This window comes from Brevundimonas sp. UBA4553 (genome assembly GCF_002387245.1).
Lineage (GTDB): Bacteria > Pseudomonadota > Alphaproteobacteria > Caulobacterales > Caulobacteraceae > Brevundimonas.
This window is the reverse complement of sequence record NZ_DGLD01000002.1, coordinates 236,225-262,764: the sequence shown is the minus strand read 5'-3', so window position 1 is coordinate 262,764 and position 26,540 is coordinate 236,225. Positions and strand designations below refer to the sequence as shown.

28 protein-coding genes are annotated in these 26,540 nt (G+C 67.7%); 8 read left to right on the top strand and 20 right to left on the bottom strand.

All coding sequences use genetic code 11. The features are described from left to right. Positions 1-42: 42 nt before the first annotated feature. The 11 genes from flhA to B4A39_RS02600 form a co-directional block, all read right to left on the bottom strand. The gene (gene flhA / locus B4A39_RS02650) at positions 43-2,124 is read right to left on the bottom strand and encodes a flagellar biosynthesis protein FlhA (RefSeq protein WP_292033312.1); all 2,082 of its coding nucleotides are present in this window, start codon (positions 2,122-2,124) and stop codon (positions 43-45) included. 68 nt (positions 2,125-2,192) lie between these two features. Next, complete coding sequence (gene bla, locus B4A39_RS02645) at positions 2,193-3,098, bottom strand: class A beta-lactamase (protein ID WP_292032971.1); 906 nt, start codon at positions 3,096-3,098, stop codon at positions 2,193-2,195. 4 nt (positions 3,099-3,102) lie between these two features. Next, entirely contained in the window at positions 3,103-4,515 is a 1,413-nt protein-coding gene (locus tag B4A39_RS02640; RefSeq protein ID WP_292032969.1) for a sigma-54 interaction domain-containing protein, read from the bottom strand. Between the two features lie 77 nt (positions 4,516-4,592). Next, positions 4,593-4,925, bottom strand: coding sequence for a flagellar motor switch protein FliN (gene fliN, locus B4A39_RS02635; protein ID WP_114816195.1), 333 nt, complete (start codon positions 4,923-4,925; stop codon positions 4,593-4,595). Continuing rightward, positions 4,925-5,581, bottom strand: a complete 657-nt coding sequence (locus tag B4A39_RS02630) for a flagellar assembly protein FlbE (protein WP_292032964.1) — start codon at positions 5,579-5,581, stop codon at positions 4,925-4,927. The genes fliN and B4A39_RS02630 overlap by 1 nt, the downstream gene beginning before the upstream one ends. 1 nt (position 5,582) lies before the next feature. Next, on the bottom strand, positions 5,583-6,617 hold the full coding sequence (gene fliG, locus B4A39_RS02625) for a flagellar motor switch protein FliG (protein ID WP_292032961.1): 1,035 nt from the start codon (positions 6,615-6,617) through the stop codon (positions 5,583-5,585). Further along, positions 6,617-8,254, bottom strand: coding sequence for a flagellar basal-body MS-ring/collar protein FliF (gene fliF / locus B4A39_RS02620; RefSeq protein ID WP_292032959.1), 1,638 nt, complete (start codon positions 8,252-8,254; stop codon positions 6,617-6,619). The genes fliG and fliF overlap by 1 nt, the downstream gene beginning before the upstream one ends. A 296-nt stretch (positions 8,255-8,550) precedes the next feature. Beyond that, entirely contained in the window at positions 8,551-9,648 is a 1,098-nt protein-coding gene (locus tag B4A39_RS02615; RefSeq protein ID WP_292032957.1) for a Glu/Leu/Phe/Val family dehydrogenase, read from the bottom strand. Positions 9,649-9,755: 107 nt separating this feature from the next. Next, positions 9,756-10,802, bottom strand: coding sequence for an alpha/beta fold hydrolase (locus B4A39_RS02610; RefSeq protein ID WP_292032956.1), 1,047 nt, complete (start codon positions 10,800-10,802; stop codon positions 9,756-9,758). After that, positions 10,799-11,404 (bottom strand): uracil-DNA glycosylase family protein, encoded by a 606-nt coding sequence (locus B4A39_RS02605; protein WP_292032954.1) that lies wholly within the window; start codon positions 11,402-11,404, stop codon positions 10,799-10,801. Before B4A39_RS02605 ends, B4A39_RS02610 begins: the two co-directional genes overlap by 4 nt. Next, complete coding sequence (locus B4A39_RS02600; RefSeq protein WP_105563909.1) at positions 11,388-11,708, bottom strand: DUF3253 domain-containing protein; 321 nt, start codon at positions 11,706-11,708, stop codon at positions 11,388-11,390. The genes B4A39_RS02605 and B4A39_RS02600 overlap by 17 nt, the downstream gene beginning before the upstream one ends. A gap of 47 nt (positions 11,709-11,755) precedes the next feature. Here B4A39_RS02600 and B4A39_RS02595 point away from each other — a divergent pair, with 47 nt between their 5' ends. Continuing rightward, complete coding sequence (locus B4A39_RS02595; protein ID WP_184270384.1) at positions 11,756-12,190, top strand: PaaI family thioesterase; 435 nt, start codon at positions 11,756-11,758, stop codon at positions 12,188-12,190. 6 nt (positions 12,191-12,196) lie between these two features. Here the strand turns inward: B4A39_RS02595 and B4A39_RS02590 are convergent, their stop codons facing one another. The 3 genes from B4A39_RS02590 to B4A39_RS02580 are packed head-to-tail and all read right to left on the bottom strand — an operon-like array spanning position 12,197 to position 14,444. Further along, on the bottom strand, positions 12,197-12,472 hold the full coding sequence (locus tag B4A39_RS02590; protein WP_292032947.1) for a hypothetical protein: 276 nt from the start codon (positions 12,470-12,472) through the stop codon (positions 12,197-12,199). A gap of 42 nt (positions 12,473-12,514) precedes the next feature. Then, on the bottom strand, positions 12,515-13,132 hold the full coding sequence (locus tag B4A39_RS02585; RefSeq protein WP_292032946.1) for a glutathione S-transferase family protein: 618 nt from the start codon (positions 13,130-13,132) through the stop codon (positions 12,515-12,517). 37 nt (positions 13,133-13,169) lie between these two features. Next, positions 13,170-14,444 carry a NupC/NupG family nucleoside CNT transporter gene (locus B4A39_RS02580; RefSeq protein WP_292032944.1) on the bottom strand — a complete coding sequence of 425 codons (1,275 nt, stop codon included), beginning with the start codon at positions 14,442-14,444 and terminating at the stop codon, positions 13,170-13,172. A 186-nt stretch (positions 14,445-14,630) separates the two neighbouring features. On the opposite strand from B4A39_RS02580, the gene B4A39_RS02575 reads away from it, so the two are divergent. Then, complete coding sequence (locus B4A39_RS02575; protein WP_292032943.1) at positions 14,631-15,542, top strand: DUF4349 domain-containing protein; 912 nt, start codon at positions 14,631-14,633, stop codon at positions 15,540-15,542. Between the two features lie 5 nt (positions 15,543-15,547). Here B4A39_RS02575 and B4A39_RS02570 read toward each other — a convergent pair whose 3' ends face one another. Beyond that, on the bottom strand, positions 15,548-16,426 hold the full coding sequence (locus B4A39_RS02570; RefSeq protein ID WP_292032941.1) for a branched-chain amino acid aminotransferase: 879 nt from the start codon (positions 16,424-16,426) through the stop codon (positions 15,548-15,550). Positions 16,427-16,514: 88 nt separating this feature from the next. Here B4A39_RS02570 and B4A39_RS02565 point away from each other — a divergent pair, with 88 nt between their 5' ends. From B4A39_RS02565 to B4A39_RS02555, 3 genes are all read left to right on the top strand, one after another. Further along, complete coding sequence (locus B4A39_RS02565; RefSeq protein WP_292032938.1) at positions 16,515-17,246, top strand: response regulator; 732 nt, start codon at positions 16,515-16,517, stop codon at positions 17,244-17,246. Positions 17,247-17,253: 7 nt separating this feature from the next. Further along, the gene (locus B4A39_RS02560; RefSeq protein ID WP_292032937.1) at positions 17,254-18,597 is read left to right on the top strand and encodes an ATP-binding protein; all 1,344 of its coding nucleotides are present in this window, start codon (positions 17,254-17,256) and stop codon (positions 18,595-18,597) included. A gap of 85 nt (positions 18,598-18,682) precedes the next feature. After that, the gene (locus B4A39_RS02555; RefSeq protein WP_292032935.1) at positions 18,683-19,174 is read left to right on the top strand and encodes a hypothetical protein; all 492 of its coding nucleotides are present in this window, start codon (positions 18,683-18,685) and stop codon (positions 19,172-19,174) included. 3 nt (positions 19,175-19,177) lie between these two features. Here B4A39_RS02555 and B4A39_RS02550 read toward each other — a convergent pair whose 3' ends face one another. The 3 genes from B4A39_RS02550 to B4A39_RS02540 all read right to left on the bottom strand — a co-directional run bounded on the left by B4A39_RS02550 (position 19,178) and on the right by B4A39_RS02540 (position 20,839). Next, complete coding sequence (locus B4A39_RS02550; RefSeq protein WP_292032932.1) at positions 19,178-19,972, bottom strand: pyrroline-5-carboxylate reductase family protein; 795 nt, start codon at positions 19,970-19,972, stop codon at positions 19,178-19,180. Continuing rightward, positions 19,972-20,475 (bottom strand): YbjN domain-containing protein, encoded by a 504-nt coding sequence (locus B4A39_RS02545; protein WP_292032930.1) that lies wholly within the window; start codon positions 20,473-20,475, stop codon positions 19,972-19,974. The genes B4A39_RS02550 and B4A39_RS02545 overlap by 1 nt, the downstream gene beginning before the upstream one ends. A 76-nt stretch (positions 20,476-20,551) precedes the next feature. After that, positions 20,552-20,839, bottom strand: coding sequence for an accessory factor UbiK family protein (locus tag B4A39_RS02540; protein WP_292032927.1), 288 nt, complete (start codon positions 20,837-20,839; stop codon positions 20,552-20,554). A gap of 174 nt (positions 20,840-21,013) precedes the next feature. Between B4A39_RS02540 and lgt the strand changes: the two genes are divergently transcribed. From lgt to B4A39_RS02525, 3 genes are read left to right on the top strand one after another with little or no spacing between them, the layout of a single operon-like run. Next, positions 21,014-21,886: a prolipoprotein diacylglyceryl transferase gene (lgt, locus tag B4A39_RS02535; protein ID WP_292032924.1), complete on the top strand. Its 873-nt coding sequence runs from the start codon at positions 21,014-21,016 to the stop codon at positions 21,884-21,886. 6 nt (positions 21,887-21,892) lie between these two features. Then, positions 21,893-22,972 (top strand): class I SAM-dependent methyltransferase, encoded by a 1,080-nt coding sequence (locus B4A39_RS02530; protein ID WP_292032921.1) that lies wholly within the window; start codon positions 21,893-21,895, stop codon positions 22,970-22,972. Then, positions 22,969-23,739 carry a polyphenol oxidase family protein gene (locus tag B4A39_RS02525; RefSeq protein ID WP_292032919.1) on the top strand — a complete coding sequence of 257 codons (771 nt, stop codon included), beginning with the start codon at positions 22,969-22,971 and terminating at the stop codon, positions 23,737-23,739. The genes B4A39_RS02530 and B4A39_RS02525 overlap by 4 nt, the downstream gene beginning before the upstream one ends. Position 23,740: 1 nt before the next feature. Here B4A39_RS02525 and lpxC read toward each other — a convergent pair whose 3' ends face one another. Both lpxC and ftsZ read right to left on the bottom strand, forming a co-directional pair. Continuing rightward, a complete protein-coding gene (gene lpxC / locus B4A39_RS02520) occupies positions 23,741-24,640 on the bottom strand; it encodes a UDP-3-O-acyl-N-acetylglucosamine deacetylase (protein WP_292032918.1) in 900 nt (299 codons plus the stop codon). Between the two features lie 199 nt (positions 24,641-24,839). Next, the gene (gene ftsZ, locus B4A39_RS02515) at positions 24,840-26,408 is read right to left on the bottom strand and encodes a cell division protein FtsZ (RefSeq protein ID WP_292032915.1); all 1,569 of its coding nucleotides are present in this window, start codon (positions 26,406-26,408) and stop codon (positions 24,840-24,842) included. Positions 26,409-26,540 lie beyond the last annotated feature (132 nt).

Below are 26,540 nucleotides of genomic sequence, written 5' to 3'. Positions count from 1 at the left end.
TCGCCCGAACCCCTTGAGTCCAGTCGTTAACCTCGCCGCCGGTCAGACCGTGCCGACGGTCCGCAGACGAGCCTTGGGGTGGACCTCGTTCTGGCTCATCACCACCGTCTGGCCGCGGAAGCGCTCGATGATGGAGCGGACATAGGGGCGGACCTGGGGTCCCGTCAGCAGGACCGGGTTCTCACCCGCCATGGCGGCGCGCTCGAAGACGTCGCGGACGTTGCGGATGAAGTCCTGCAAGCGACTGGGGGCCATGGCCAACTGCTTGTCCTCGCCCGGGCCGATCAGGCTCTCGGCGAAGGCCTGCTCCCAGTCCGGCGACAGGGTGACGATGGGCAGGGCGCCGTCGTCGCCGCGATTGGACCAGCACAGCTGGCGCGCCAGACGGGTGCGGACGTGCTCGACCAGGGTGGTGACGCTGGTGGTGTGCGGCGCGGCCTCGGCCAGACCTTCGAGGATGGCCGGCAGGTCGCGGATCGAGACCTTTTCGCGAAGCAGGCTCTGCAGCACGCGCTGCAGGGTGGTGACGGTGACGACGGTCGGGATCAACTCCTCGACCAGCTTCTTCTCTTCGCCGGTCAGTTCGTTCAGCAGTTTCTGCACCTCGGCGTAGGACAGAAGCTCGGCCATGTTCTCCTTGAGGATCTCGGTCAGGTGCGTGGTCAGCACCGTCGAGGGATCGACCAGGGTGTAGCCGCGGAAGGTGGCCTCTTCGCGCAGGTTCTCGTCGATCCAGGTGGCGGGCAGACCGAAGGCGGGTTCACGCGTGTGCTCGCCCGGCAGCTCGACCTGACGGCCCGCCGGATCCATGGCCATCAGCGAGGACAGACGCACCTCGCCGGCCCCGGCCTCCATCTCCTTGATGCGGATGGCGTAGCCCTGATTGGGCAGGCGCATATTGTCGAGGATGCGCACGCTGGGCATAACGAAGCCGTACTCCTGAGCCAGCGAACGGCGCAGGGCGCGGATCTGATCGGTCAGGCGCCGGCCCTCCAGATCGTTGATCAGCGACAGCAGGGCGTAGCCCAGCTCGATCTTCACCTCGTCGATGGTCAGGGCGGTGGAGATCGGCTCCTCGACGTCCTCCTTGGGCTTGCCCAGGTCCACAGGCTCGATCACGGCCGGCTTCAGACGGTCACGCCCCAGCTTCCACGCCATGAAGCCCGAGCCCAGGGCCAGGGCTGCGAAGGGGATCAACGGCATCCCGGGGATCAGCCCGATCAGGCCCGCCGCGCCGGAGACGACGCCCAGGCTGACCGGGTTGCTGGCCAACTGGCTGACCAGGGCCTTGTCCGCAGAACCCTCGACGCCCGCCTTCGACACCAGGAAGCCGGCGGCGACCGAGACGATAATGGCGGGGATCTGGGTCACCAGACCGTCGCCGACGGTCAGTTGAACATAGGTGTTGGCCGCCTCGCCTACCGGCATGCCGTGCTGCATCACGCCGATCAGCAGGCCGCCGATGGCGTTGATGAAGGTGATGATCAGGCCGGCCACGGCGTCGCCGCGCACAAACTTCGAGGCGCCGTCCATGGCCCCGAAGAAGGTGGATTCCTGCTCCAGCTCCTTGCGGCGCAGCTTGGCCTGGTCCTCGGTGATCAGGCCCGACGACAGGTCGGCGTCGATGGCCATCTGCTTGCCCGGCATGGAGTCCAGGGTGAAGCGGGCCGAGACCTCGGCGATACGGGTCGAGCCCTTGGTGATGACGACGAAGTTCACCACCAGGATGATGGCGAAGATGATCACCCCGATGATGAAGTTGCCGCCCATCATCAGTTCGCCGAAGGCGTTGATGACCTGACCGGCGCTGTCGTGGCCTTCCTGGCCGTGGGTCAGGATCAGGCGCGTCGAGGCCAGGTTGAGGCCCAGACGAAACAGGGTTGAGACCAGCAGCACCGTCGGGAAGATGGCGAAGTCCAGCGGCCGCTTCATCATCACGGCGGTCATCAGGATCAGCACGCTGGACACCAGGGAGATGGCCAGCAGCAGATCCAGAAGCATCTTCGGGATCGGCAGGATCAGCAGCATGATGACCGCGATCACGCCGACCGCCAGCCCCACGTCGCCGCGCAGCAGCCAGCCGAGCGCGTCGCGCCCGGTGGGGCGCGCGTAGCCGTCCTTCATCAGGATCGGCGCATCAACCATGGCGGCGAACGAAGTGCATCCCGCCTGATGACAGGATTCGCGCGGTCTCAGCCATGGCCGAGGGCTTTCAGCGCCAGACGGGTGGCGTCGGCGATGACGGCTTCGCGTTGCTCGTCCGTCGAATCCCGCGTGGCGTGGAAATAGACGGCGATGACGATGGGCGCGCCCTCGGGGGGCTGGATCAGGCCGATATCATTGGTCGGGCCATAACCGCCGGTGCCGGTCTTGTGCGCCACGGTCCAGCCAGCGGGGACGCCGGCCTTGATGCGGCCCTGACCCGTAGGCGTATTGGTCATCCAGCGCATCAGCAGGGCCTTGGAGGCCGCATTCAGCGGGGTCTCGGGCGAGACCAGCAGGCGGCTGATGTTCTGCACCGACTGGATCGGGGTGATGGTGTCCTTGTCGCCGTCGAGACGGTTCATTTCGGGCTCGAGACGATCGACGCGGGTGCTGTCGTCGCCAATGCCCCGATAGAAGGCGCGCATAGCGTCCAGCCCGCCCATCTCGCGGATCAGGATGTTGGCGGCGGGGTTGTCGCTCAGTTCGACCGTGGCCTGCATCAACTGCTCGACGGTCAGGGTCGAGCCCACGGCCTTTTCCGTGGTCGGGGCGTGGCTGATCATGTCGGCGGGGGTGATCGGGATGGCGCGGTCCAGCCGCTCCTGCCCCGCCTGGACCCGCAACAAGGTGGCGGCGGCCAGATACATCTTGAAGGTCGAGCAATAGACGAAACGTTCGTCGCCGCGCCAGGCGGCGTTGATCGCGCCCGAGGCGATGGCCAGACCCAGACGTCCGCCGTGGCGGGCTTCCAGATCCGACAGGTCCAGATCCAGGGCTCCCGCGTCCTCGATATCGGCGTGCAGATCCGCCTCGGCCGACTTCACGTCGCGCGAGCAAGCCGCCAGCGTCAGAGCCGCTGCGCCCAGCAGAACGGTCCGGCGGTCGGCGCGCATGGGCCTAGCCCGCCGCGCCGTAGGCGGCGGCGACGCCCGATTGCGGGGCCGGGATCGCCGTGCCCTCGTCGGCGTATTCATTCAGCTTGTTGCGCAGGGTGCGGATGGAGATGCCCAGGATGGTGGCCGCATGGGTGCGGTTGCCGAGGCAGTGGTTCAGGGTGTCGAGGATCAGGGTCTTCTCCATCTCGGCCACGGTCTGACCGACGAAGCTGCGGGTCATGGCGTCCGCCATCTGGGCCGCATGACCGGCGACGCCGGCGTCATAGACCGAGGCGGTCGGCGACGGGGCGGTCGAGCCGCCTTCCAGCAGGGGGCGGCCGTCCGGCAGGCGGATGGCGTCGACGTCGATCTCGGCGCCGGTCGCCAGCAGGACGGCGCGGTGCATGGCGTTTTCCAGCTCGCGCACGTTGCCGGGCCAGCGATGGCCGACCAGGGCGCGGCGGGCGTCCGACGAAATGGGGCGCGGCGGCACGCCGTTGGCGGCGGCGTACTTGCGGATGAAGTGGTCGCACAGGACGGCGATGTCGCCCGGACGCTCGCGCAGGGACGGCAGGCGCAGGTTCACCACGTTCAGACGATACAGCAGGTCTTCGCGGAACGTGCCCTCGGCCACGGCCTTGGCCAGGTCGCGGTTCGAGGTGGCGATGATGCGGATGTTGACCGGCACGGGCTTGGAGCCGCCGACGCGGTCGATGACCCGTTCCTGGATGGCGCGCAGCAGCTTGGCCTGCAGGCGGGCGTCCATCTCGCTGATTTCGTCCAGCAGCAGGGTGCCGCCGTCTGCTTCCTCGAACTTGCCGATCCGGCGGGCCACGGCGCCGGTGAAGGCGCCCTTCTCGTGGCCGAACAGCTCGGATTCCAGCAGGTTGTCGGGAATGGCGGCGCAGTTGACGCTGATGAAGGGCTTGTCGGCGCGCTTCGAACCCGTGTGCAGGTGGCGGGCCATCACCTCCTTGCCGACGCCGCTCTCACCGGTGATCAGGATGGAGGCGTCGGAACGCGCCACCTGGTCGGCCAGGCCGATGACGGCCTTCATCGCCGGGTCGGCCGAGATCATCGGACGCTCGTCGTCGGCCACGGCGGACAGGACGGCGGCGATCAGGTCCGCCTCGGGCGGCAGAGGGATGAACTCCTTGGCGCCGGCGCGGATGGCGTCGGCGGCTTCGCGGGCGTCGGCGTCAACGCCACAGGCCACGACGGGGACGTGAATGCGCTCGGCGTCGTTGGCGGCGATCAGGGCGGCGATGTCGATGCGGTAGTCGACCATCATCAGGTCGGCCCCCTGCCCGCGCCGCAGCTGCTCAGTCGCCTGATCGGCGCGCTCGACGTGCTGGACCTTGGCGCCGTGCGCCATGGCCATCTTCACCGCCGTCGCCAGCTGTCCGCTGAGCCTGCCAACCACCAGAAGCCGCATGGGTCTTCTCCTCTAGATCTCTACTGCGAAAACCGGGCGTGCCGTCACTTTGCTGCGCAATGCCTGCGCGGCATTGCTTAGGCGCCCGAGTCCTCGGTCTTGATGATTTCCGTCATGGTCACGCCCAGGCGATCCTCGACGACGACGACCTCCCCGCGGGCGACCAGACGGTTGTTGACGAAAATGTCGATGGCCTCGCCGACCTTGCGGTCCAGCTCCAGCACCGAGCCGCGGTTCAGCTTCAGCAGTTGGGCGACCGACATGTGGGCCTTGCCCAGAACGGCCGAGATGTTGACCGGGACGTCGAAGACGGTGGCCAGATCGGCGGCGGACTTGTCGCCGCCTTCGTCCGCCAAGTTCAGAGCGGTGGAGTCGCCGAATTCTTCCAGGGCGAGATCATCGGTGGCCATCAGAAGGCGCTCCTGTCGAGAGATTCAGCATGGCCGGCCTCAGCCGCGAGGGCGGCTTCAAGGGCGGCGGAAACGCGGGCGGCGACGCCCTCGGGATCGAACTCGGCGCGACCGTCGGCCCATTCCAGGGCGAAGGCGGCGACAGGGGCGCCCGCATCCTCGCGGAAGGCGATCAGGCCGGTGAAGCCGGCGTCGGCGCACAGGGCCTCGACATGGGCGCGCGTCTCGGTGTCCAGACCCGAGGCGCGAACCAGCAGACGAGGCGAGGCGTCGATCTCCTGCCCCAACTGCTCGATGGCGGCCTCCAGCGGGCGGCGCGGGAAACGGTCGAAGGCGGCGGAGGCCAGGACTCGGGCGGCGGCGACCGACAGCTCGGCGGACTGGTGGCGGTGGGCCTCGGCGACCGTGCTCAGGGCGCCGGCGGCGTGGGCCACCGTCTGGGCCAGGGTCGACAGGGCGTCGGCGCGCAGGGCCTCGACCTCGGCCAGGGCCTGCTGGCGGGCCTCGAGGCGCGCCTGGGCGACCAGGGCGTCGACCTCGGCGGGGGCGAAGGACCGCTTGACCGGCTGCCAGGCCGAGGGGCGCACCACGTCGCCCTGAGCGTCGAACTCGGTGTCGAAGATGAAGGGACGCGCGGTGGAGGGGATGCCGGTCATGTCAGTAGATCAACTCGTCGTCGCCGCTCTGGCCGGCCAGCATGATGTCGCCGCGCGCGGCCAGATCCTTGGCCACCTGGACCATGGTCATCTGGGCGGCGTCGACGTCCTTGAGGCGCACCGGCCCCATCGACTCCATGTCCTCGCGCATGATCTTCGAGGCGCGCTCGGACATGTTGGAGAAGAACATTTCGCGCAGGGAGTCCGAGGCGCCTTTCAGAGCCAGACCCAGCTGGTCCTTCTCGACCGCGCGCAGCAGGGTCTGCACGCCGCCGGGGTCCAGCTTGAACAGATCCTCGAAGACGAACATCAGCGAGCGGATTCGCTCGGCGGAATCGCGGCTGCGTTCCTCCAGGGCGCCGATGAACCGGGCCTCTGTCTGGCGGTCGAAGCTGTTGAAGATGTCGGCCATCAGTTCATGGCTGTCGCGTTTGGACGTGCGCGCCAGGTTGGACATGAACTCGGTGCGCAGGGTCTGCTCGATCTTGTCGAGGATGTCGCGCTGCACCGGCTCCATGCGCAGCATGCGCTGGACGCACTCCAGGGCGAAATCCTCAGGCAGGGCCGTCAGCACGCGCGAGGCGTGGTCCGGCTTCACCTTGGACAGGACCACGGCCACCGTCTGCGGATATTCGTTCTTCAGATAGTTGGCGAGGACGGCCTCGTTCACATTGCCGAGCTTGTCCCACATGGTCCGGCCGGCAGGGCCGCGGATTTCCTCCATCAGGGCGTCGACGCGATCGCCCGGCATGAAGGAGGCCAGCAGGCGCTGGGTCTGCTCGTAGCTGCCCATCAGGGCGCCCGCGCCGCCGATGCCCGAAACAAACTCGACCAAAACTTCCTCGACCACCGAGGCCGCCACGGTGCCGAGACCGGCCATGGCCTGGGAGACCTCCTTGATCTCCTCCTCGTCGAGCTGCTGCCACAGGATGGTGTGCTCTTCGCCCAGCGACAGCAGGACGACGGCCGCGCGCTCAGGCCCCGTCAGCTTGCGGATGTCGTCGACCGGCCCCTTCTTGCTCACCAGACGGGTCATTAGCTTTCATGCACCCAGGAGCGGAGGATCGCGGTGGATTCCTCCGGATGGGTGTCGACGAAGTCGGCGACCTTCTTGATCGACGACGCCTTCACCTGTCCCTCGATGCGCGCGATGTCGAGGCGCTGGTCCATCTCGCTGGGGCCAGCCAGCATCTGCGGCGCGCCGGGCAGGACGCCGCCGACCAGTTGCGTGTCCAGCGGCGTGACCGGCGTGCCGTTGGCGCCGGCCAGAGCGGGCACGCCCCCACCGCCCGAAGCCGTCTTCAACAAGGGCCGCACGACGAAGAAGATCAGCAGCAGGCCGGTGATCAGGAGCACCAGCAGCTCGACCCCGCGCATGATGTCGTTCTTGTCGAAGTTGAACATCGACGAGCCTTCATCCGCGCCCGGCGCGGCCGAGGGCTCACGGTTGAAGCGGACGTTGATCACCTCGATCTTGTCGCCACGCGTCTCATCGATACCGACGGCGGCGGCCACCAGGGTCTTGATCTGCTGGACTTCCTCGGCGGTGCGCGGAGCGTAGGTGGGCTCGCCCTTGCCGTCAGCAGCCGGAGTGTACTTGCCGTCGACGGCGACCGAGACCGACAGCTTCTTGACCTCGCCCGGCTCCTTCACCGTCGTGGTGGTCGTGTTGGAGATCTCGTAGTTGGTCGTCTCGGTGTTTTCCGAGTTGGTCGAGCCGACCGGGGTCGTGTTCGGCGCCTGACCGCCGGGGATGTTGTTGGTGGCGGTCACGCCGCCGTCGGCCTGGCCCGTCGTGTCCTGAGACTGCGAACCGTTGGTCGAGGTCGAGCGGACGACCTGGCCGTCGGGGTCGAACCTCTGCTCCTGGGTGGTCGAGCGGCTGTGGTCGATGTCGGCGGTGACCTGAACCCGCGCCGCGCCCGCGCCGACAACGCCCTCGACGATGTCCTGGATGCGAGTCTGAAGCTGGGCTTCGGTCGTCGCCTTGGCGGCCTCAGCGTTGGCCGAGGTGAAGCCGGTGTCTTCCGAGCCGGCGGCCAGGGTGCGGTTGGACTGGTCGGTGACCGTGACCTTGTCCGGCTTCAGGTTCGGCACCGAGGAGGCGACGACGTTGCGGATCGCGCGGACCTGATCGGCGCTGAGGTCGCGACCGCCCACGCCCACGACCACGGCGGCGGTGGGGTCTGTGGCGGCGGCCTGGAACATTTCGCGGCGCGGCATGGTGATGTGGACGCGGGCCGAGGTGATGCCGCGCATCGACATGATGGTGCGCGACAGTTCGCCCTGCAGGGCGCGCTGCTCGTTCAGGTTCTGCTGGAACTCGGTCTGGCCCAGCACCGACTGGTTGTCGAAGATCTCGTAGCCGACGCTGCCCGAGGTCACGAGCCCCTTGCCCGCCAGCATCAGGCGCGCCGTGCCGACTTCGTCGCGGCTGACGAAGATGGTCGAGCCGTCGCCCTTGGAGGAATACTTGATGCCCGCCTGATCCAGGGCGGCGCTGATCTCGGAGGCTTCACGCAGATCAAGGTTGGAATAGAGCAGAGCGTCGGGGGCCTGACCCACTCGCAGCATGACGGCGACCAGCACGGCGGCCACGCCGGCGGCGACGCCGAGCACCGCGGCCAGACGACCGATCCCAAACTTCTGCAACGCCGCCGTGAAGCCGCCCACGCGTCCCGCCCATCCACTGGCGGGTCGAACTGGCCCCGCTAGGCAGAAAGTGCCGCGTGGATGGTAAACGCCGCGTTAAGAGGCGTTAAAGATTGGGGGAATCTCCCCTGCCTTCTCCCCCTGCGGGTGAAGGCGGCTCGCGCGGCGAGACGGATGAGGGGATGATGGCGCGACCGCCGACGGCGAAGCACGAAAAAGGGGTGCGGCCCCGCCGGAAACGGCAGCGCCCACACCCCTCATCCGAGCGCCTGCGGCGCCCACCTTCTCCCGCAAGGGGAGAAGGGCCCTCTTTCGCCTTAGGCCGCCTTCAGCAGCTCGGCCTTCAGGTCGCCAGCCGCCTTGATGCGGGCTTCGGCGATGGCGTCGGCGATCAGGTGGGTCGGCTTGTTCTCGGAGACCGAACGCTCGAGGATTTCCTCGAAGGTCTCCATCAGGCGCGACAGCTTGCCTTCGACCCATGAGGCGTCATAGGCGCCGCCCGACTGGCGGGCGTTCATTTCGGAAGCGACGTTGATGATGCCGCCGCCGTTGACGACGTAGTCGGGCGCATAAAGCACGCCGCGCTCGAACAGGATCTGGCCGATGTCGGGGGTGGCCAGCTGGTTGTTGGCAGCGCCGACCACGGCCTTGGCGGTGATGCGATCCAGGGTCTGCAGGTTCAGCGTCGCGCCGAGGGCGCAAGGCGCATAGATGTCGGCCTTGACGTCATAGATGGCGTCAGGGGCCACGATTTCGGCGTCCGTGCGGGCGGCGACCTCGGCCAGGACGGCGGTGTTGACGTCGGTCATGATCAGCTTGGCGCCGGCCTTGTGCAGCTTGTCAGCCAGGTAGCCGCCGACGTGGCCGACGCCTTGCACAGCGACGGTCAGGCCGGTCAGATCGTCCTGCTTCCACAGACGGCGCGCGACGGCCAGGGTCGAACGATAGACGCCTTCAGCAGTGACGGGGCTGGGATCGCCCGAGGCCTCCGGGCCGTCCTTCAGGCCCAGGACGTATTCGGTCGCCTTGCGGGCCTCGGCGATATCCTCGACCGAGACGCCGACGTCTTCGGCGGCGTAGTAGTTTCCGCCGAGGCCGTTCAGGGCGCGACCGAAGGCGCGGAACAGTTCCGGCGACTTCTGGGTGCGGCTGTCGCCGATGATGACCGACTTGCCGCCGCCCATTTCCAGATCCGCCACGGCGTTCTTGTAGCTCATGCCCTTGGACAGGCGCAGCACGTCTTCCAGCGCTTCGGCGGACGAGGCGTAGTTCCACATACGGGTGCCGCCGACGGCGGGGCCGCGCGCGGTCGAGTGAACCGCGACAATGGCCTTCAGGCCCGTTTTCTCGTCATGGAAGGCGTGGACGCCTTCATGGTTCGCGAAAGAGGGGGAATCAAACAGCGTCTTGCCCATGACAGGCCTTTCCTGGGGTATTTTTTATTGCGCGAGGAGATACGCCGCGTCCGCCTAAACGGCAAGCATGACGGTTTCGCGTCAGGAAAAGGGTGGGGTTGGGCGGATCAGCGCGCGCGAGGGTCGGCCTGCAGAACCGGCAGCACGGGTCCGGCGCCGGATGGCAGGGGCGCCGCCGCGTCGCGCAACCAGGCCTCGACATCGCGATAGATGACCTCGCCCTGCAAGTCCCGGTTCAGGATGTGCCAGCCGTCGGGATAGTAGGCCGTCTTCAGGTTCGGCCGCTCGCCCGCCCGCTCCAGGGCCAGGCGCATCGGCCCCTTGCGCACGATCTGGTCGTGCGCCCCGTACAGCAGCAGGGTCGGCTTCTCGACAGCGCCAAGACGCACCGACGCCGCCTCCATCAGGTCGACCAGACCATTCATGGAATCGAACCGGGTGGAGATGATGCTGACCGGATCACGTCCGTTGCGGATCAATTCCAGCGTGTTGTCGGAAGCGCGAATATTGCGGACGGCGAAGGCCGGCGGCTCGACCGCCCTGTCCCCCATCAGCCGGGCGGCGGCCCAGAGGCCTGCGCGATTGAAGGGGCTCTGGCTTGACCACCCCCAGACACCGGGCGCCAGCAGAACCACGCGGTCGGCGTCGGGCGGGCTCTCGCCCCCGAAGGCGGCGATGGTCGAGGATCCGCCCATGCTTTCCCCCGCCACCACGATCAGAGCGCCCGGACGCTCGGCGCGGACCAGCGCGACGATGGTGCGCAGGTCGGCGCTGGTCAGGCTTTCGGGTGCGAACTCTCCGCGATGGGGCGACAGGCCGAAACCGCGCTGGTCGTAAGCCCAGGTCTCGATGCCGCGCGTCGCCCACCACGGGCCGGCCAGGCGGAAGGAGGCGTAGTGGTCGTTGAAGCCGTGCAGGGCGACGATGACGGCCCAGGGTTGCTCGCCGTTTTCAGGGCTCCAGCGCAGATAGGGCAGCCTGGCGCCGTCCTGAACCACGAAGGCCCCACGACCTTCGGTTCCAGCCTCGATGCGCGGACCGCTGAAATCGGCCGGCGGCGTCTGTGGGCCCTGCAGATGCGGCGTGGCGCAGGCGGACAGGGCCAGGGAAAGCGTCAGAAGGCCCGCCGTCAGTCCGCTTCGTCCGATGCTCACGCCAGAATCTCCGCTGTCCTCTGGCGAAGGTAGGGCAGAACCTCGGCCTCGAACCACGGATTTTTCCGCAGCCAGGCCGTATTGCGCCAGGACGGGTGCGGCAGGGGCAGGATGGCGGGAGCGTAATCGCGCCAGGCGCGGACCGTCTCGGTCATGGTGGATCGGGCGCGGTCGCCCAGGGCCCAGGCCTGGGCGTAGCCGCCGACCAGCAGGGTCAGCTCGACCTTGGGCAGTTCGGCCAGCAGGCGGGGCCGCCACAGCTCGGCGCAACGGCGCGGGGGCGGATAGTCTCCGCCCTTGGGGTCCGTGCCGGGAAAACAGAAGGCCTGAGCCGCGACGCCCAGACGCGGATCGCCGTAGAAGGTCGCCTCGTCCACGCCCATCCAGCCGCGCAGACGAACGCCGGACGGGTCCGTGAAGGGCAGACCGCTTTCATGCACCCGTCGCCCCGGCGCCTGGCCGCAGATCAACAGGCGCGTCTCCGGCGCGACCATGACCACCGGGCGCGGCGTGTGGGGCAGGTGTCCCAGGCAGGCCCGGCAGGCGCGGATGTCGGCCAGGACGGCGTCTAGGCCGGTCTCGGGCTCAGTCGAAATCGTCATCCGAGGCTTCGACGGGCGGCAGAGCCGCCAGGGCTGCGGCCGTTTCGGCCTCTGTCGGCAGACGCAACCGGATCACGCCCTTGAAGGCGTTCGGATCGACGGCCTTGCCCTTCTTGGTGATGGTCAGCTTGCCCTGACGCATCAGGCCGAGCGCCACGGCGCGCACCTTGGGCAGCATCCGCTGCCATTGCTCGGGCTGCAGCTCCTTGGCCACGTCCGAAGGTTCAATGCTCTTGCCGCCGACGTTCTTGGGGTCGGCCTTGGCCAGTTTTTCAAAAATGGCCGCTTCGATTGGATCGCTCATCGGGTCTATATGCTGCACCGCAAGATCGGAAAGAAGGCGTAATCGGCATGGTCGCGAAAATCACAGTCACCGAAGGCGAGTTCGCCGGCTGGCAGACCTATGACCTGCATGACACCTTTGACGTGGTGGTCGGCCCCTTCTACGGCAAGCTGGATCCCGACGGCCACATGCGCTGCGCCTTCCGCGCCGAGCAGAAACACATGAACGCCGGCGGCCGGATGCACGGGGGCTGCCTGATGACCTTCGCCGACATCGCCATGTTCCAGATCGCCTATCAGGAAATGGAAGGCGCGTCGGGCGTGACGGTGCAACTGGACTCCACCTTCATCGACGGGGCCTATGTCGGCGAACTGATCGAGGCGACGGGTCAGGTGACCAAGGCGGGCAAGAGCCTGATCTTCGTGCGCGGCCAGATCAACACCGGCGAGCGGCTGCTGATGACCTTCTCGGGCGTGATCCGGAAGTTCACGCCACGAGACTGACCCGGCCTATTTGGACGGCGCTGCGTAGACCACGCGGCATTCGCCATCGACCGTGGTGTAGCGGTTGTTGGCGGCGTCCACGAAGGCGATGCGGCCGCCGTCGTTGTATTCGACCTTGCCGGTCGAGCGGCCCTTGAAGGTCTCGACGCCATAGGTCCAGCAGGTGATGTCGGCGGGACGGTCGCTCCAGGTGGCGTCATTGCGCGCGCGACGGCTGTCCGTACAGGCGGCGGCCGACGCGGCGAGGCCAAGGACGAGAGTGATCGTGACGACTTTGTTCATGCCGTGCAGCTTGGCACGAGGACGGGCGGCGGAAAAGCCACCTTACACCCCGGCCTTCGCCGCAGGGCGCGCGCGACAATCCTCCATCCAGCGCGCCAGATGGGTGAACTCTTCGGGCGGGCGGTATTTGACCAGGCGGGCGAAATCCAGGCCCACCGCCGCGACAATGTCAGCGATGGTGAAGCGGTCTGCGGCGATGAAGGGATGTTCGGCCAATTGCCGGTCCAGCAGACGCATGAACTTCTCGGCGCCCACACGGCTGTACTCGGCCACCTGGGGCTGGGGCGCTTCCAGCGCGGCCAGAGCCGGATGGCTGAAGCGCACGTTCAGCATCATCGGGTTGGCCAGATAGATTTCGCAGCGACGCGTCCACATCTCGATCAGCGCCTGCTCCTTCGGATCATGACCGAACAGGTTCGGCTCCGGATACAGCGCCTCCAGATAGCGGCAGATGGCGACGGATTCCGAGAGGCAGGTCCCGTCGTCCAGTTCCAGCGCCGGGACGTGCGGCACGCCGACCCGGGCGCGATACTCGGCCGTGCGGTGCTGGCCGGACAACAGGTCGATCTCGACGAACTCGACATTGTCGATGCCCTTCTCGGCCATGACCCAGCGGACCCGGCGCGGATTGGGCGCGCGATACGAGGTGTAGAGCTTCATCGGACGATACCCCTCAGTTCGTGAAAAGACGCTTCCGCTACTGGCCGAAGACAGAGGCCGGCATGGCCCCGACGATGCAGGCGGTCATCAGCGTGGCCAGGAAGCCTGCGAACAGCGCCTTCCACACCAGACCCAGAACCTCTTCCCGGCGCTCGGGCATCAGGACGGACAGGCCAGTGACCGTAATGCCCACCGAGCCGATGTTGGCGAAGCCGCACAGGGCGTAGGTCATCAGCATCCGGGTGCGCTCGGTCATTTCGCCCGCCGGAACCTCGCCGAGCCGGATGAAGGCGACGAACTCGGTCAGGGTCAGCTTGACGCCCAGCAGCCAGCCGGCCGTGTGGGCGTCGGCCCATTCGACGCCCGTCAGCCAAGCGACCGGCGCGAAGATCACGCCCAGGATGCGCTCGACGCTCAGCGCCTCGCCGCCAATCCAGAAGGCGCCCAGCATGACGTTGGCCAGGGCCACAAGCGCCACAAAGACGATCAGCACCGCCGAGATGTTCAGCACGACCATCAGGCCGTCCGACGTGCCCTTGACGATGGCGTCGATGGAGCTGTCGTATTTCAGCGCCGAGTTGTAGTCGGCCACCGCCCCGCCCTCGCCCGGCTTCTCGGGGATGATGACGCGGGCCAGAAGGACACCCGCCGGAGCCGAGACGATGGAGGCCACCAGAACATGGCCCGCCGCATTGGTCAGGACGGGCGCCAGAATGGTGGCGTAGGCCACCATGGTCGAGCCGGCGACGGTGGCCAGGCCCACCACCATCATCAGGAACAGCTCCGAACGGGTCAGCTTGTCCAGATAGGCGCGGATGACGATGGGGCTTTCGATCATGCCCAGGAAGACGTTGGCCGCCACCGCCAGGGCCGAGGCGCCGCCCAGACCCATGGTGCGCTGGAACAGGAAGCCGAAGCCGAGCGTGATCCACTTCAGGATCTTCCAGTGCCACAGCAGGGCCGACAGGGCCGAGATGACCAGGATCAGCGGCAGGACCTTGAAGGCGAAGGTGAACAACGCCCCCTCATTGGCCACGGCGTAGGGCTGATCTCCGCCCGCCAGATAACCGAAGACGAACTTGGTGCCCTCCTCGGTCGCCAGCTCGAGCCCCTTCACCGCATTATTGATGCCGTCCAGCACCACCTGCGAGCCGGGTATGGCGAAGGTCGCCAGCACCAGGGCGGCTTGCACCAGCACCGCGCCTATGGCCAGCCGCCAGGGGAAGACCTTGCGGTTCTCGGATATGGCCCAGCAGACGCCGACGATGACGATCAGGCCGAAAAGGCTCTGGAGGTTCAGAAGGCTGAACATGGAAAAGGCGGCTCCGCGACCGGCCGACGGCCGAGGACCGTCTTTAAAATCTGCTTGAACGCTACCCTGCGCCTGCTGGTCAAGAGCGCATGCGGCGTCCTGCCGCGCCACGGCCTCGGCTCGGTCTAAACTTTGCCGTTATGCGAGCCGCCAATCGTCGTTACGCAATCAGCGGGGAGCGGTCGGATGCGCAAGGGTCTGGTTTTGGCGGCGGCGGCGAGCGCGCTGCTCGCGGGATGTCAGGACGCGTCGCCCCAGCACCTCGAGGAGTCTGTGGACATGGTCCTGATGGAACCGGCGCGGCCCGCCGAGGCCGCGTCCGCGCCGGGCCGCGCCGCAACCCCGGTCGTCGCGCCCAGCATCGCCTATGCCTACCGGTTCGGGCTGGAGCTTCCGGCGGACGCCGTGCCGGCCGTGATGGGACGGCATGAACAGGCCTGCATCGCCGCTGGGCCGTCGGTCTGTCAGGTGATCGGCGCGAACTCCAGCCGCGTGGGCCGCGACGCTGTCGAGGCCAGCCTGGAGATGCGGGCCACGCCCGCCTATGTCGCCCGTTTCCGGGCGGCGCTGGACGGAGAGGCCAAGGGCGCGGGCGGGCGCGTGGCGCAACAATCGGTCGAGAGCGAGGACCTGACCCGGCAACTGGTCGACACCGAGGCGCGGATGCGGGCGATGGAGACCCTGCGCGACCGGCTGCAACAGCTTCTGGCCACCCGCAGCGGCCCACTCGAGCAACTGCTTCAGGTCGAGCGGGAACTGGCGCGGGTGCAGGGCGAACTGGACGCGACGCGCTCGGCCCTGGCCGTCATGCGGACCCGGGTGCAGACCTCAAAGCTGGACGTGACCTATCGCGCGGCAGGGCAGTTGGCGCCCGACAGCGCCCTGCGCCCCGTGACCGACGCCCTGAGCCAGGCGGCCTATCTGTTCATGTCGACCTTGGGTGCACTGATCATGCTGCTGGCAGGGGCCCTGCCCCTGCTCCTCGTGGTCGCGCCGCTGGCGTGGCTGGGATGGCGCTGGCGTCAGAAACGCGCGGCGCAACGCCGGGCCGCCGAAGCCGCGCGCAAGAAAAAGGCGGAGGGTGATCCCTCCGCCTGATCCGATCAGAGCTGGCCGCGGACCAGCTTGCCGTAGTCGTCCATCAGGGTCAGCGACAGCTCGCCCGGCGTGAAGCGGTAGTCGCCGATCTCGCTGACCGGAGTGACCTCAGCGGCCGAGCCGGTGAGGAAGCATTCCGAGAAGTTCGACAGTTCTTCCGGCAGGATGTCGCGGATCACGACCTCGATGCCCTTGGCCTGGGCCATCTCGATCACCGTCTGGCGGGTGATGCCGTCCAGGATGTGGTCGACGCGCGGGGTGTGCAGGGCGCCGTTCTGGACGAAGAAGACGTTGGCGCCCGTCGCCTCGGCGATATAGCCGCGCCAGTCCAGCATCATGGCGTCGGCGTAGCCGCGCTTCTCGGCCGCCGTCTTGGACATGGTGCAGATCATGTAGAGGCCGCCGGCCTTGGCCGTCGACGGGGCGGTGGCGGGGTCGGGGCGGCGCCATTTGGCCCACTCCAGGCGAATGCCCTTCTTCTTGACCTCGGGATCGAAATAGCTGGGCCATTCCCAGGCGGCGATGGCCAGGTGGACCTTGCTGTTCAGCGAGGACACGCTGAGTTGCTCGGCGCCCAGATAGGCCACCGGACGGATGTAGCAGTCGGTCAGACCGTTCTTTTCACAGGTTTCCTTGCAGGCGGCGTCGATCTCGGCCACGCTGTAGGGAATGTCGAAGTCCAGCAGCTCGGCCGAGCGCTTCAGCCGTTGGCTGTGCGCCGTCAGCTTGAAGATTTCGCCGCCGTACATACGCTCACCCTCGAAGACCGACGAGCCGTAGTGGAGGCCATGGGTCAGAACGTGCGTTTTCGCGTCCCGCCAGGGCACGAACGCGCCGTCAAACCAGATCCAGCCGTCACGATCGTCGAAAGGAACGAAGGCCATTGAATAACGTCTCCCGGGGATGTGGTCCGGTTACACTCTTCTCTCCCGCCGCCGTCAACGCCTTGCGTTCGGCAGGATCGCCTAAAGCATGACTGATACGCGCTCGAACGGCCGCTCCGGCCCCATCGCTGCACCCGGCGCCGGCCGCCATTTGCTGGTCGTCGACGACGACGACAGAATCCGCGAACTGCTGAAAGAGTTCCTGGCGCGCGAAGGCTATCGCGTCACCGGCGCCGCCCATGCGGGCGCGGCGCGCCGTCTGGTCGAGCTGATCGAGTTCGATCTGATCGTGCTGGACGTCATGATGCCGGGCGAGAGCGGTTTTGACCTGACGACCTGGATCCGCAGCCAGGCGGCTCTGTCCAGGACGCCTGTCCTGCTGCTGACCGCCAAGGGCGATCCCGACGATCGGATCGAGGGCCTGTCACGCGGCGCTGACGACTATATGTCCAAGCCGTTCGATCCCCGCGAACTGGCCCTGCGGATCGAGGCCATCCTGCGCCGCACCGGGGGCAAGCCGATGACCCCGCGCGAGATCCGTATGGGGCCGGCGGTGTTCGACATGGAGCGGCTCGAGCTGACCCGCGACGGCGCCCTGCAACGCCTGACCGAAGCCGAGGCGCAACTGCTGAAGACCCTGGCCATCCACGCCCATTCGCCGGTCGAGCGCATGAACCTGTCGCCCGACACCGCCGACATCACCGGGCGGGCCGTGGACGTCCAGGTGACGCGCCTGCGCCGCAAGCTGGAGGCCGACCCCAAGAACCCGCGCTATCTCCAGACGGTGCGCGGGATCGGCTATATGCTGGCCCCGGACTGATCCAGCGATGCGGCTTCTGCCCCTTCCCCTCTGGGCGCGGATGATCAAGCGCCGACTGCCGACCTCGCTCTGGGGCCGGTCGCTGCTGATCATCGTCCTGCCCGTGCTGATCATGCAGGGGGCGGTGACCTGGGCCTTTTTCGACGCCCACTGGCAGGCGGTGACCGCGCGCCTTTCGGAGGGGCTGGCCGGCGACGTGGCCTGGGCGGCGGAAAGCTATCGCGACCAGCCGACGCCGCAGAACCTGAGCGTCATCGCTGATCGGGCCGAACGGTCGATGCAGTTGTCCGTCGCCTTCCAGGAGGGCGCCAGCCTGCCCAAGGAACAGCGGCGCGGGGCCATCGGCGTGGTTGATCGCGCCATGGAGAAGGCCCTGGCGTCGCGCCTGGATCAGCCCTTCTGGTTCGACACCACCCGCTACCCCGCCTATGTCGACATCCGCGTGCAGGAGCCCGACGGCGTGCTGCGCGTCATCGCCCCGCGCGAACGCGCCGTGGCGACCCAGGCCCACATCTTCGTCCTGTGGCTGATGATCGCCACCGTCCTGCTGTTGGGGGTGGCGGTCCTGTTCATCCGCAACCAGGTGCGCGCGATCGAGCGACTGGCCGACGCCGCAGAAGCTTTCGGCCGGGGCGAGAGCGTGCCCCGTTTCAAGCCGCACGGCGCGCGTGAAGTCCGGGCCGCGGCCTCCGCCTTCCTCGACATGCGCGCCCGGATCCAGCGCCATATCGAACAGCGCACAGCTCTGCTCGCCTCGGTCAGCCACGACCTGCGCACGCCCCTGACCCGCCTGCGGCTGGAACTGGCGCTGGCGCCCCCCTTCAAGCGCGCCGAGGCGATGAAGGGCGACCTGGACGAGATGGAGCATATGATCGACGAGTACCTGGCCTTTGCACGGGGCGAGGCCGGCGAACCGATGCAGACGATCTCGGTTCCTGAAATGCTGCGCCGCGCCGCGGAGGACGCCCGTCGCGCCGGCGCCGAGGTCACGGTCGAGACGCCGGACGATCTGGACGCCCAACTCCGCCCCCTCGCCTTCCGCCGGGCGTTGAACAATCTGGCCGGCAACGCCGCAGTGCACGGCGAGCACGTGCGGCTGTCGGCCCGCCCCCTGCCCTCAGGCGGGATCGAGATCGCGGTCGAGGATGACGGTCCCGGCATTCCCGAGGATATGCACGAAGAGGCTTTCCGTCCCTTTTCCCGGCTAGACGCCTCGCGCAACCAGAATAGCAAGGGCGTCGGTTTGGGCCTGGCCATCGCCCGCGACGTGGCGCGCGGCCACGGCGGCGACATCACCCTGGGCCGAAGCGACCTCGGCGGCCTGAAGGCGTCGATTCGTCTGCCGGGATGATCGAGCGTCGCACCCCCTAGCTTTGCCAGTGGAACGACGCCATCTTGCAACCGTTCCAGGGGGGCCTGGATCAGGAGTCCGCCTCATGCGTCGTTACGCATTTTTCGCACCGCTCGTCGCCGCCCTCGCCCTCGCGGGCGGCGTCGCGGCCCAGCCTTCCGCCGTCGTCGTCACCATCAGCCCCGACTTCGCCAAGACCGCCCAGGAACTGGGCCAGCGAGACGTCCAGCAGCAGATCGACGACCTGACCCGCACGGTCGAGCGCGTCCTGACGGAGCGTCACGCCCTGTCTGAAGCCCGGATCGAACTGGTCATCACTGACCTCAAGCCCAATCGACCGACGATGCAGCAGATTTCGGACAAGCCGGGCCTGGACCCCATGCGCAGCGTTTCGATCGGCGGCGCCGCGATTGAAGGCACGATTACGACCGCCTCGGGTGACACCCAGGCCGTCAAGTATGACTACTATTCCTCCAGCTTGGCCGACGTGCGCGGCTTCGGCACCTGGCAGGACGCGCGCACCGCCTTCGATCGGCTGTCGCGAAACCTGGCCGAAGGTCGCTACGTCAAACGTTGAGGATCAGCCACTGAGTTCAGTGGACTTGGCCACCGCGGCCTGAACGGCGCTCTCGACCGCCCGGTCGAGGGCGCCGTCTGCGTTCAGGGCCACAAGGCCGGCCTGAGTCACGCCGCCGGGCGAGGCCACGCGGTCGATCAGGGCGTCCAGCGCCTCAGCCCCCTCCACCCCCGCCGCTGCGGACCGCAGGGTGGCGCGGGCCAGCCGCACGGCCGCCTCGGGCGACAAACCCTCCTCGATCCCGGCCTGGGCAAGGGCGCGGGTGAAGGCGAAATAATAGGCGGGACCGCAGCCGGATACGGCGGTCGCAGCGTGCATGGCGGCCTCGTCGTCCAGATGGACGGTCTCGGCGATGGGGGCGAACAGGGCCTCGCCCACGGCGCGGGCGGCGGCGTCAGCGGCCCAGATGGTCGCCACGCCCTGAGCCTGGGCCACGCCGGTCGTCGGCATGATGCGCACAACGGAACGGCCGTCGAACCCCACGGAAATCGTGTCACCCCGCACCCCGGCCATGACCGAAACGATCACGGCGTCAGGGGCCAGATGCGGCAGGGCGGGGCGAGAGGCCTCGGACCACTTGGCCGGCTTGACGCCGATGACGAAGGCGCGGGCGTCGGCCAGCACCTCCAGCGGCGGGTTGATCCGCGCGCCCAAGGCTCGCGCCGCCTCGGCGGCGGGCTTCTCGGACGGGGTCAGGATAATGAGATCGGCGGGATCGACCGCCCCGGTCTTCAGCCAGCCCTCCAGGATGGCCGAGCCCAGTCGCCCCACGCCTTGCAGGACGACAGGGCGGCTCATCAGGCGGTGCCGACGGTTTCGAACAGGCAGGCGTCGATGGCTTCCTGCGCCTTCTTGGAGCCGCGCACCATGAAGTCGAAGGCGGGATAGTAGCGGTCAGCCGCCTCGATCGCGGCGTCGATCATGGACGCCGCCTGGGCCAGGGTCGGACGTTCGCTGTGCGGCAGGGCCAACGAATGACGGAAGACGATTTCGCCTTCGTCCGGCCAGACTTCGAAGTGGCCCAACCAGGTGCGCTGGTTGATCATCGACACCAGTTCGTAGGCGGCGGCGCGGCGCGTCTTCATGACCCGCAGGTCAAGCGCACAGCACAGCTGAAGACAGTCGCCTTCGGGACGCCAGGCGAACCACAGCTCATAGTCCTTCCAGTCGCCCGCGAGGGCGAAGGCGAGGTCGCCGTCGTCCGTGCGGTCGAACGGCAGGTTCTCCGCGTTGAGGACGTGCTCCACGACATCCAGGGGGTCGTAGGGAACGTCGACCTCTTCGGGCCGGGCTGCATCCATCAGGGGTTCACATTCTTACTCGAGGGTCGCGACTCACGACCTGCAAACGAACGGTAAACGTGTTCGCAGATTCGGCTCAACCGGCTGTATCGACGTCCGGCTTCGCGGCTGTGGACGTTCCGGAAGACGTCTTTTTCGCGGGCGATTTCTGAGCCTTAAGCTCAGCCAACTCGGCGCGCAGGGCGGCGATCTCGTCCTTCAGCACGTCGAACTCGTCGCGGCGGACCAGATCCATCTCGGCGACGAAACGGTCGGTCTGGGCGCGCCAGGCGGCCTTGGCTTCGTCGCCCGCAGCCTGAGCCAGGCCCATGGCGCCGGTGGTCAGCTTGGCGAACTCGTCGAGGATCGGATTGCGCGTCTGCATGATGAAATCTCGCCTCTTGGCCACACCAGTATATGGTTAATGGCGTCGTAAATTGGGTGAACAAAATCTTTCCGTCCGAACCGGCTATAAACTGCTTCGCTGGAAAAGCGCGCGACGAATGCAGTCTCGCTTGCTAGATGATTTGGGGTCCCAAACGGCGCTGACGGAGGCCCTGTGCCCTTCCCCGAATTCGATCCTGTCCTGATCCATCTCGGGCCGCTGCCCATCCGCTGGTACGCCCTGGCCTATGTCGCGGGGATCGTGTTGGGCTGGTGGTACGCCTCGCGTCTGGCCAAGACGGAGCGCCTGTGGAGCGGCGGCAAACCGCCAGTGACGGGACCGCAGTTGGACGACCTGGTGCTGTGGATCACCCTGGGCGTCATTCTGGGCGGCCGCTTCGGCTACGCCCTCTTCTACAAGCCGGCCATGTTCGCCCAGTTGTTCACCGGCGACAGCTGGGGCGAGCGGCTGGAGCTGCTGCAGCTCTGGACCGGCGGCATGAGCTTCCACGGCGGCTTCCTGGGCGTCGTGATCGCCCTCGCGCTTTACGCCAACCGTCAGAAGATCAATCCGCTGAGCCTGGGCGACCTGATCGCGCCTGTGGCGCCGCTGGGGCTGTTCTTCGGCCGCATCGCCAACTTCATCAACGGCGAGCTTTGGGGCCGCGAGACGACCGTCCCCTGGGCAATCCGCTTCTGCAACGCCCGCATTGAACAGATGTACGGCTTCTGCCCCGCCGGCAACGAACCGCGCCACCCGAGCCAGCTATACGAGGCGGGGCTTGAGGGCCTTCTGCTGTTCGTCATCCTGTCGCTCGCCATCTGGAAATGGAAGATGCTCAAGCGTCCGGGCTTTGTCACCGGCTTGTTCCTGCTGGGCTACGGCGTCTGCCGCGCCGCACTGGAAAACGTGCGCCAGCCTGACGCCGGGTTGGAGAACCTGCCGCTAGGCCTGACCATGGGCATGATCCTGTCGATTCCGATGATGCTGGTCGGCGCCTGGCTGATCTGGCGGGCGCTGAGGAAGCCGGCCGTCTCGGAGGCCTAGGGCGTCATGACCGAGACCCTCAAGGACCGGCTGGTCCGCGAGATCGTGCTGACCGGGCCGATGACGATCGCGGACTATGTCACCCGCTGCCTGCATGATCCGAAGGGCGGCTATTACGCCACCCGGCCGGCGCTGGGGGAAGGCGGCGACTTCATCACCGCGCCTCTGGTCAGCCAGATGTTCGGCGAGTTGATCGGCCTGTGGGCCATCGAGGTCTGGAGCCGTCTGGGCGCGCCGGAGCGGGTGCGGCTGGTCGAGGTCGGCCCCGGCGACGGGACCCTGATCTCGGACGCCCTGAGGGCCGCGCGGCTGGTCCCCGGCTTTCTGGAGGCCGTCGACCTGATCCTGATCGAGCCAAGCGCCCCGCTGCGGGCCGAGCAGGCGCGGCGGCTGGCCGACGCCGACGTTCACCCGCGCTGGCTCAGCGCCCTGCATCAGATAGAGACCGACGCCCCGGTCATCCTGATCGGCAACGAGGTGCTGGACTGTATGCCCGCCCGCCAGTTCATGAAGACCGAAGGCGGCTGGGCCGAGCGCCGGGTCGGCGTCACCGACGACAACGAACTGACCTTCGGTCTGGTCGCCATCTCCGGCGGCTTCGAGCGGCCGGAGTACGAGGTTGAGGCGGGACAGGTGGTCGAGATTTCGGAACAGCAGGCCGCCTTCGCGCGCGATCTGGCCGTGCTGGTCAAGGCGGCCTCGGGCGCCGCCCTGTTAATCGACTACGGCCGCAGCCAACCGGGCGCGGGCGACACCCTGCAGGGCCTGCGTCGACACCGGAAAGTCGATCCGCTGACGACGCCGGGCGAAGCCGACCTGACGCAGTGGGCCGACTACCCCCTGGTGCTGGAGGCCGCTGTGCGCAGCGGCGCCGACGTGACCGGCTGCGTCGGCCAAGGCGCCTTCCTGAAGGCCCTGGGGATCGAAGCCCGCGCCCAACGGTTGATGCAGGCCCGCCCCGACGCCGCCCCGGTCATCCAGCGCCAGCTGGACCGACTGACCGCGCCGGACCAGATGGGCGAGTTGTTCAAGGCGGCGGCGATCTTCTCTCCCCGTTCGCTGGCCCTGCCGGGGTTTGATGCATGAGCCTGAATCCGATCACCCACCCCCTGCTCGACAAGATTGGGGTTCGCCACGGCTTCTTCACCCGCGAGGGCGGCGTATCGGAAGGCGTCTACGCCGGCCTGAACACCGGGGTCGGCTCAAAGGATGATCCAGCGGCCGTGGCCGAGAACCGTCGCCGCGTGGCCGAATGGATGGGCGGCGGGCTGGATGACCTGTGCGGCTGCTATCAGATTCACTCCGCCGTGGCCCGCGTAGCCGAGGCCGGCTGGAAGGGCGAACGGCCCGAGGGCGACGCCGTGGTCGCGGCCGTGCGCGGCCCGATCGCTTCCATCCTGACCGCCGACTGCGCGCCGGTCCTGTTCGCCGACGCTGAGGCGGGCGTGGTCGGTGCGGCCCATGCCGGCTGGAAGGGAGCGCTGGGCGGGGTCATCCACTCGACGGTCACGGCCATGGAGGCCCTTGGCGCCAGGTCTGCGCGCATGGTCGCCGTCATCGGCCCCTGCATCGCCCAGGCCAGCTATGAGGTGGGCGCCGATTATCAGGAGCGCTTCGCGCACCACGACCCCGGCAGCGAACGCTTCTTCGGCCCCGGCGCGACGGAGGACAAACGCCTGTTCAACCTGCCCGGCTTTGTGCTGTGGCGGCTGGAGCAGGCGGGGGTCGGCGATGCCGCCTGGACCGGTCACGACACGCGCGCGGACGCGACGCGCTTCTACTCGAACCGTCGCGCGTTTCTGGCGGGAGAGCCGGATTTCGGGCGGCTGATCTCGACGATCAGCCTAGTCTAGATCAGCCCGCCATCGCCATGTCGGGGACGCGGGTGGTGACGCGCCAGGCGTCGGGCTGGGCCAGCAGGGCGCGGACCAGCTTGTTGTTCAGGGCGTGGCCTGCCTTGACGCCTTCGTAGCGACCCAGCAGGGGCGCGCCGAGGACGTAGAGGTCGCCGATGGCGTCCAGGGCCTTGTGGCGCACGAACTCGCGTTCCATGCGCAGGCCGCCGGGGTTCAGGATTTCGTCGCCGTCGATGACCACGGCGTTCTCCAGCGAACCGCCGCGAGCCAGGCCGGCCTGACGCAGGGCCTCGACCTCGTGGGCGAAACCGAAGGTGCGGGCGGCCATGATGTCCGAACGGAAGGTCGCCTCGTCCACGACGAAATCCACCACCTGATTGCCGATGACCGGCGTGGGGAAGTCGATCTCGAAGCGCATCTCGTAGCGGTCGCAGGGCAGGAGGACGGCGGACTTGTCGCCCTCCTCCACCCGGATCGGCTTCAGGATCTCGATGTAGCGGACCGGAGCCTCCTGACGACGGAAGCCGGCACGATCCAGCAGTTGGACGAACGGCAGGGCCGAGCCGTCCAGGATCGGCAGCTCGGGGCCGTCGACCTCGATCACGGCGTTGGAGACGCCCAGCGCGCACAGCGCGGCCATCAGGTGCTCGATGGTCGACAGGCGCACGCCCGCCGCGTTCTCGATCATGGTGTTCAGGCGCGCGTCAACCACGGCCTCGCCCGAGACGGGGATGCGGTTGTCGCGGTCGGTGATGTCGGTGCGCACGAAGGTGACGCCTGCGCCGGGCGCAGCGGGGCGCACGACCAGCTTGACCCGCTGGCCGGTATGAACGCCCACGCCAGCCGTGATGGCCGGAGCGACGATGGTCTGTTCGTGATGGTCGTGACGGACCGACAAGCTGGAAACTCTCTGTGTTGCACGGCTCCGCATGGTCGCGCGGAGTTCGCCTCGCCTGTCGTTTAACCACGACGGCTCAAGCCCGAAATGAAAGATGGGTTTCGAAATGTTTCGGTACGGCGCGAAGTCACGCCCGGCTCGGGCAACGAGAAACGCCCCGGAGCCAGGCTCCGGGGCGTTCAATCAGCGCTTCGTCCGATCAGTTCGCGAGGCGGCGAAGAAAGGAAGGGATTTCCAGGTCGTCGTCTTCAGCATGACCCGCTTGATACTCCTGGGTCGGCTGGGTCGCCTGCGTTTGGCGCAGTTGCTGGGTGGTGCGGTTCGACGACGGCGGCGGCGCATAGGACGGCTGCTGCTGTTGCGGCTGCTGGCGCTTCTTGCCGAACAGGCTCCAGCCGCTGCGGCGGTGATCGCGGTCGTCGTAGTATTCTTCTTCAGCCACCGGCTCTTCGCGACGCGGGGCCGGACGGGCTTGCGGCTGTTGCTGCTGACCGCGGTCGAAGTAGAGATCGCCCTGCGAGGCGGCGGCGGGCTCGGCGCGAACGGCGCCGGACTCGTACTCCTCGACCCAGGGATCGACGATCGGTTCCAGATTGCGCGGCGCGTCGTGGATCACGGGCTCCGGACGCGGCTCAGGCGCGACGCGAGCGGCCGGCGCCTCATAGGCCGGGGCCGGCTCAGGCGCGCGGACGGGCTCGCGAACCGGGTCGATGCGGACTTCCGGCTGACGCGGGGCGGGGGCGGCCGTGGTCGGGCGGCGGTCGGCGAAGGCCGAACCCTGCGGCTCGATCTTCTGGATGACCGCCTCGTCCATGCCGGTGGCGACGACCGAGACGCGGATCTTGCCGTCCAGAGCCGGGTCGAAGGCGGCGCCGAAGATGATGTTGGCGTCGCCGTCCACCTCGGCGGCGATGGCGTTGGCGGCCTCGTCCACTTCCAGCAGGGTCATATCCAGACCGCCGGTGATGTTCACCAGCACGGCCTTGGCGCCCTTGAGGCTGGTCTCGTCCAGCAGCGGGTTGGCGATAGCGTTCTGCGCGGCCAGCAGGGCGCGGTCGTCGCCCGTGGCCTCGCCCGTGCCCATCATCGCCTTGCCCATCTCGGACATGACGGCGCGGACGTCGGCGAAGTCGAGGTTGATCAGGCCCGGCAGGATCATCAGGTCGGTGATCGAACGGACGCCCGAGTGCAGGACCTGATCAGCCATGCCGAAGGCGTCGGCGAAGGTCGTGCGCTCGTTGGCGACGCGGAACAGGTTCTGGTTCGGGATGACGATCAGGGTGTCGACGTAACGTTGCAGCTCGGCGACGCCGGAGTCGGCCAGACGCATGCGGTGACGGCCTTCGAAGGTGAAGGGCTTGGTCACAACGCCGACGGTCAGGATGCCGCGGTCGCGCGCGCACTTGGCGATGACGGGGGCTGCGCCGGTGCCGGTGCCGCCGCCCATGCCGCAGGTGATGAAGACCATGTGCGCGCCGTCCAGGTGCGCGTGAATCTCGTCAGCGCTCTCCTCGGCGGCGTTCATGCCGACTTCGGGGTGGGCGCCCGCGCCGAGGCCCTGGGTGATGGTCTCGCCCAGCTGGATGCGGCGGTCGGTCTTGGCGAAGCTCAGGTGCTGGGCGTCGGTGTTGGCGACGACGAACTCGACCCCTTCAAGGCCGGCGTCGATCATGTTGTTCACAGCGTTTCCGCCCGCTCCGCCGACGCCGAAGACGACGATCCGGGGCTTGAGTTCTGTGTGTTGCGGCTTCACCAGCGAGAGAGACATTTTCTTGTTCCGACCTTCCGACCCTGCCCGTTATCCCCAATGCGAAATCCCCGCCGAATCGCATTGGTTATGAGCGCGTTAAGGAAAACCCTGTCTGCGTTAACGGATGGTTACCGGCCTACTATGAGTCGG

Excerpts from the sequence above, each read along its gene's own strand:
- fliG (WP_292032961.1), bottom strand. The coding sequence starts at position 6,617 with ATGACCCGTCTGGTGAGCAAGAAGGGGCCGGTCGACGACATCCGCAAG.
- flhA (WP_292033312.1), bottom strand. The coding sequence starts at position 2,124 with ATGAAGGACGGCTACGCGCGCCCCACCGGGCGCGACGCGCTCGGCTGG.
- ftsZ (WP_292032915.1), bottom strand. The coding sequence starts at position 26,408 with ATGTCTCTCTCGCTGGTGAAGCCGCAACACACAGAACTCAAGCCCCGG.
- B4A39_RS02580 (WP_292032944.1), bottom strand. The coding sequence starts at position 14,444 with ATGTTCAGCCTTCTGAACCTCCAGAGCCTTTTCGGCCTGATCGTCATC.
- B4A39_RS02565 (WP_292032938.1), top strand. The coding sequence starts at position 16,515 with ATGACTGATACGCGCTCGAACGGCCGCTCCGGCCCCATCGCTGCACCC.
- B4A39_RS02615 (WP_292032957.1), bottom strand. The coding sequence starts at position 9,648 with ATGGGCAAGACGCTGTTTGATTCCCCCTCTTTCGCGAACCATGAAGGC.
- B4A39_RS02545 (WP_292032930.1), bottom strand. The coding sequence starts at position 20,475 with ATGGATGCAGCCCGGCCCGAAGAGGTCGACGTTCCCTACGACCCCCTG.
- B4A39_RS02560 (WP_292032937.1), top strand. The coding sequence starts at position 17,254 with ATGCGGCTTCTGCCCCTTCCCCTCTGGGCGCGGATGATCAAGCGCCGA.
- B4A39_RS02630 (WP_292032964.1), bottom strand. The coding sequence starts at position 5,581 with ATGACCGGCATCCCCTCCACCGCGCGTCCCTTCATCTTCGACACCGAG.
- B4A39_RS02570 (WP_292032941.1), bottom strand. The coding sequence starts at position 16,426 with ATGGCCTTCGTTCCTTTCGACGATCGTGACGGCTGGATCTGGTTTGAC.
- B4A39_RS02540 (WP_292032927.1), bottom strand. The coding sequence starts at position 20,839 with ATGCAGACGCGCAATCCGATCCTCGACGAGTTCGCCAAGCTGACCACC.
- B4A39_RS02550 (WP_292032932.1), bottom strand. The coding sequence starts at position 19,972 with ATGAGCCGCCCTGTCGTCCTGCAAGGCGTGGGGCGACTGGGCTCGGCC.
- B4A39_RS02585 (WP_292032946.1), bottom strand. The coding sequence starts at position 13,132 with ATGAAGCTCTACACCTCGTATCGCGCGCCCAATCCGCGCCGGGTCCGC.
- B4A39_RS02640 (WP_292032969.1), bottom strand. The coding sequence starts at position 4,515 with ATGCGGCTTCTGGTGGTTGGCAGGCTCAGCGGACAGCTGGCGACGGCG.
- B4A39_RS02530 (WP_292032921.1), top strand. The coding sequence starts at position 21,893 with ATGACCGAGACCCTCAAGGACCGGCTGGTCCGCGAGATCGTGCTGACC.
- B4A39_RS02525 (WP_292032919.1), top strand. The coding sequence starts at position 22,969 with ATGAGCCTGAATCCGATCACCCACCCCCTGCTCGACAAGATTGGGGTT.
- B4A39_RS02555 (WP_292032935.1), top strand. The coding sequence starts at position 18,683 with ATGCGTCGTTACGCATTTTTCGCACCGCTCGTCGCCGCCCTCGCCCTC.
- B4A39_RS02600 (WP_105563909.1), bottom strand. The coding sequence starts at position 11,708 with ATGAGCGATCCAATCGAAGCGGCCATTTTTGAAAAACTGGCCAAGGCC.
- fliN (WP_114816195.1), bottom strand. The coding sequence starts at position 4,925 with ATGGCCACCGATGATCTCGCCCTGGAAGAATTCGGCGACTCCACCGCT.
- B4A39_RS02590 (WP_292032947.1), bottom strand. The coding sequence starts at position 12,472 with ATGAACAAAGTCGTCACGATCACTCTCGTCCTTGGCCTCGCCGCGTCG.
- bla (WP_292032971.1), bottom strand. The coding sequence starts at position 3,098 with ATGCGCGCCGACCGCCGGACCGTTCTGCTGGGCGCAGCGGCTCTGACG.
- B4A39_RS02605 (WP_292032954.1), bottom strand. The coding sequence starts at position 11,404 with ATGACGATTTCGACTGAGCCCGAGACCGGCCTAGACGCCGTCCTGGCC.
- B4A39_RS02575 (WP_292032943.1), top strand. The coding sequence starts at position 14,631 with ATGCGCAAGGGTCTGGTTTTGGCGGCGGCGGCGAGCGCGCTGCTCGCG.
- B4A39_RS02595 (WP_184270384.1), top strand. The coding sequence starts at position 11,756 with ATGGTCGCGAAAATCACAGTCACCGAAGGCGAGTTCGCCGGCTGGCAG.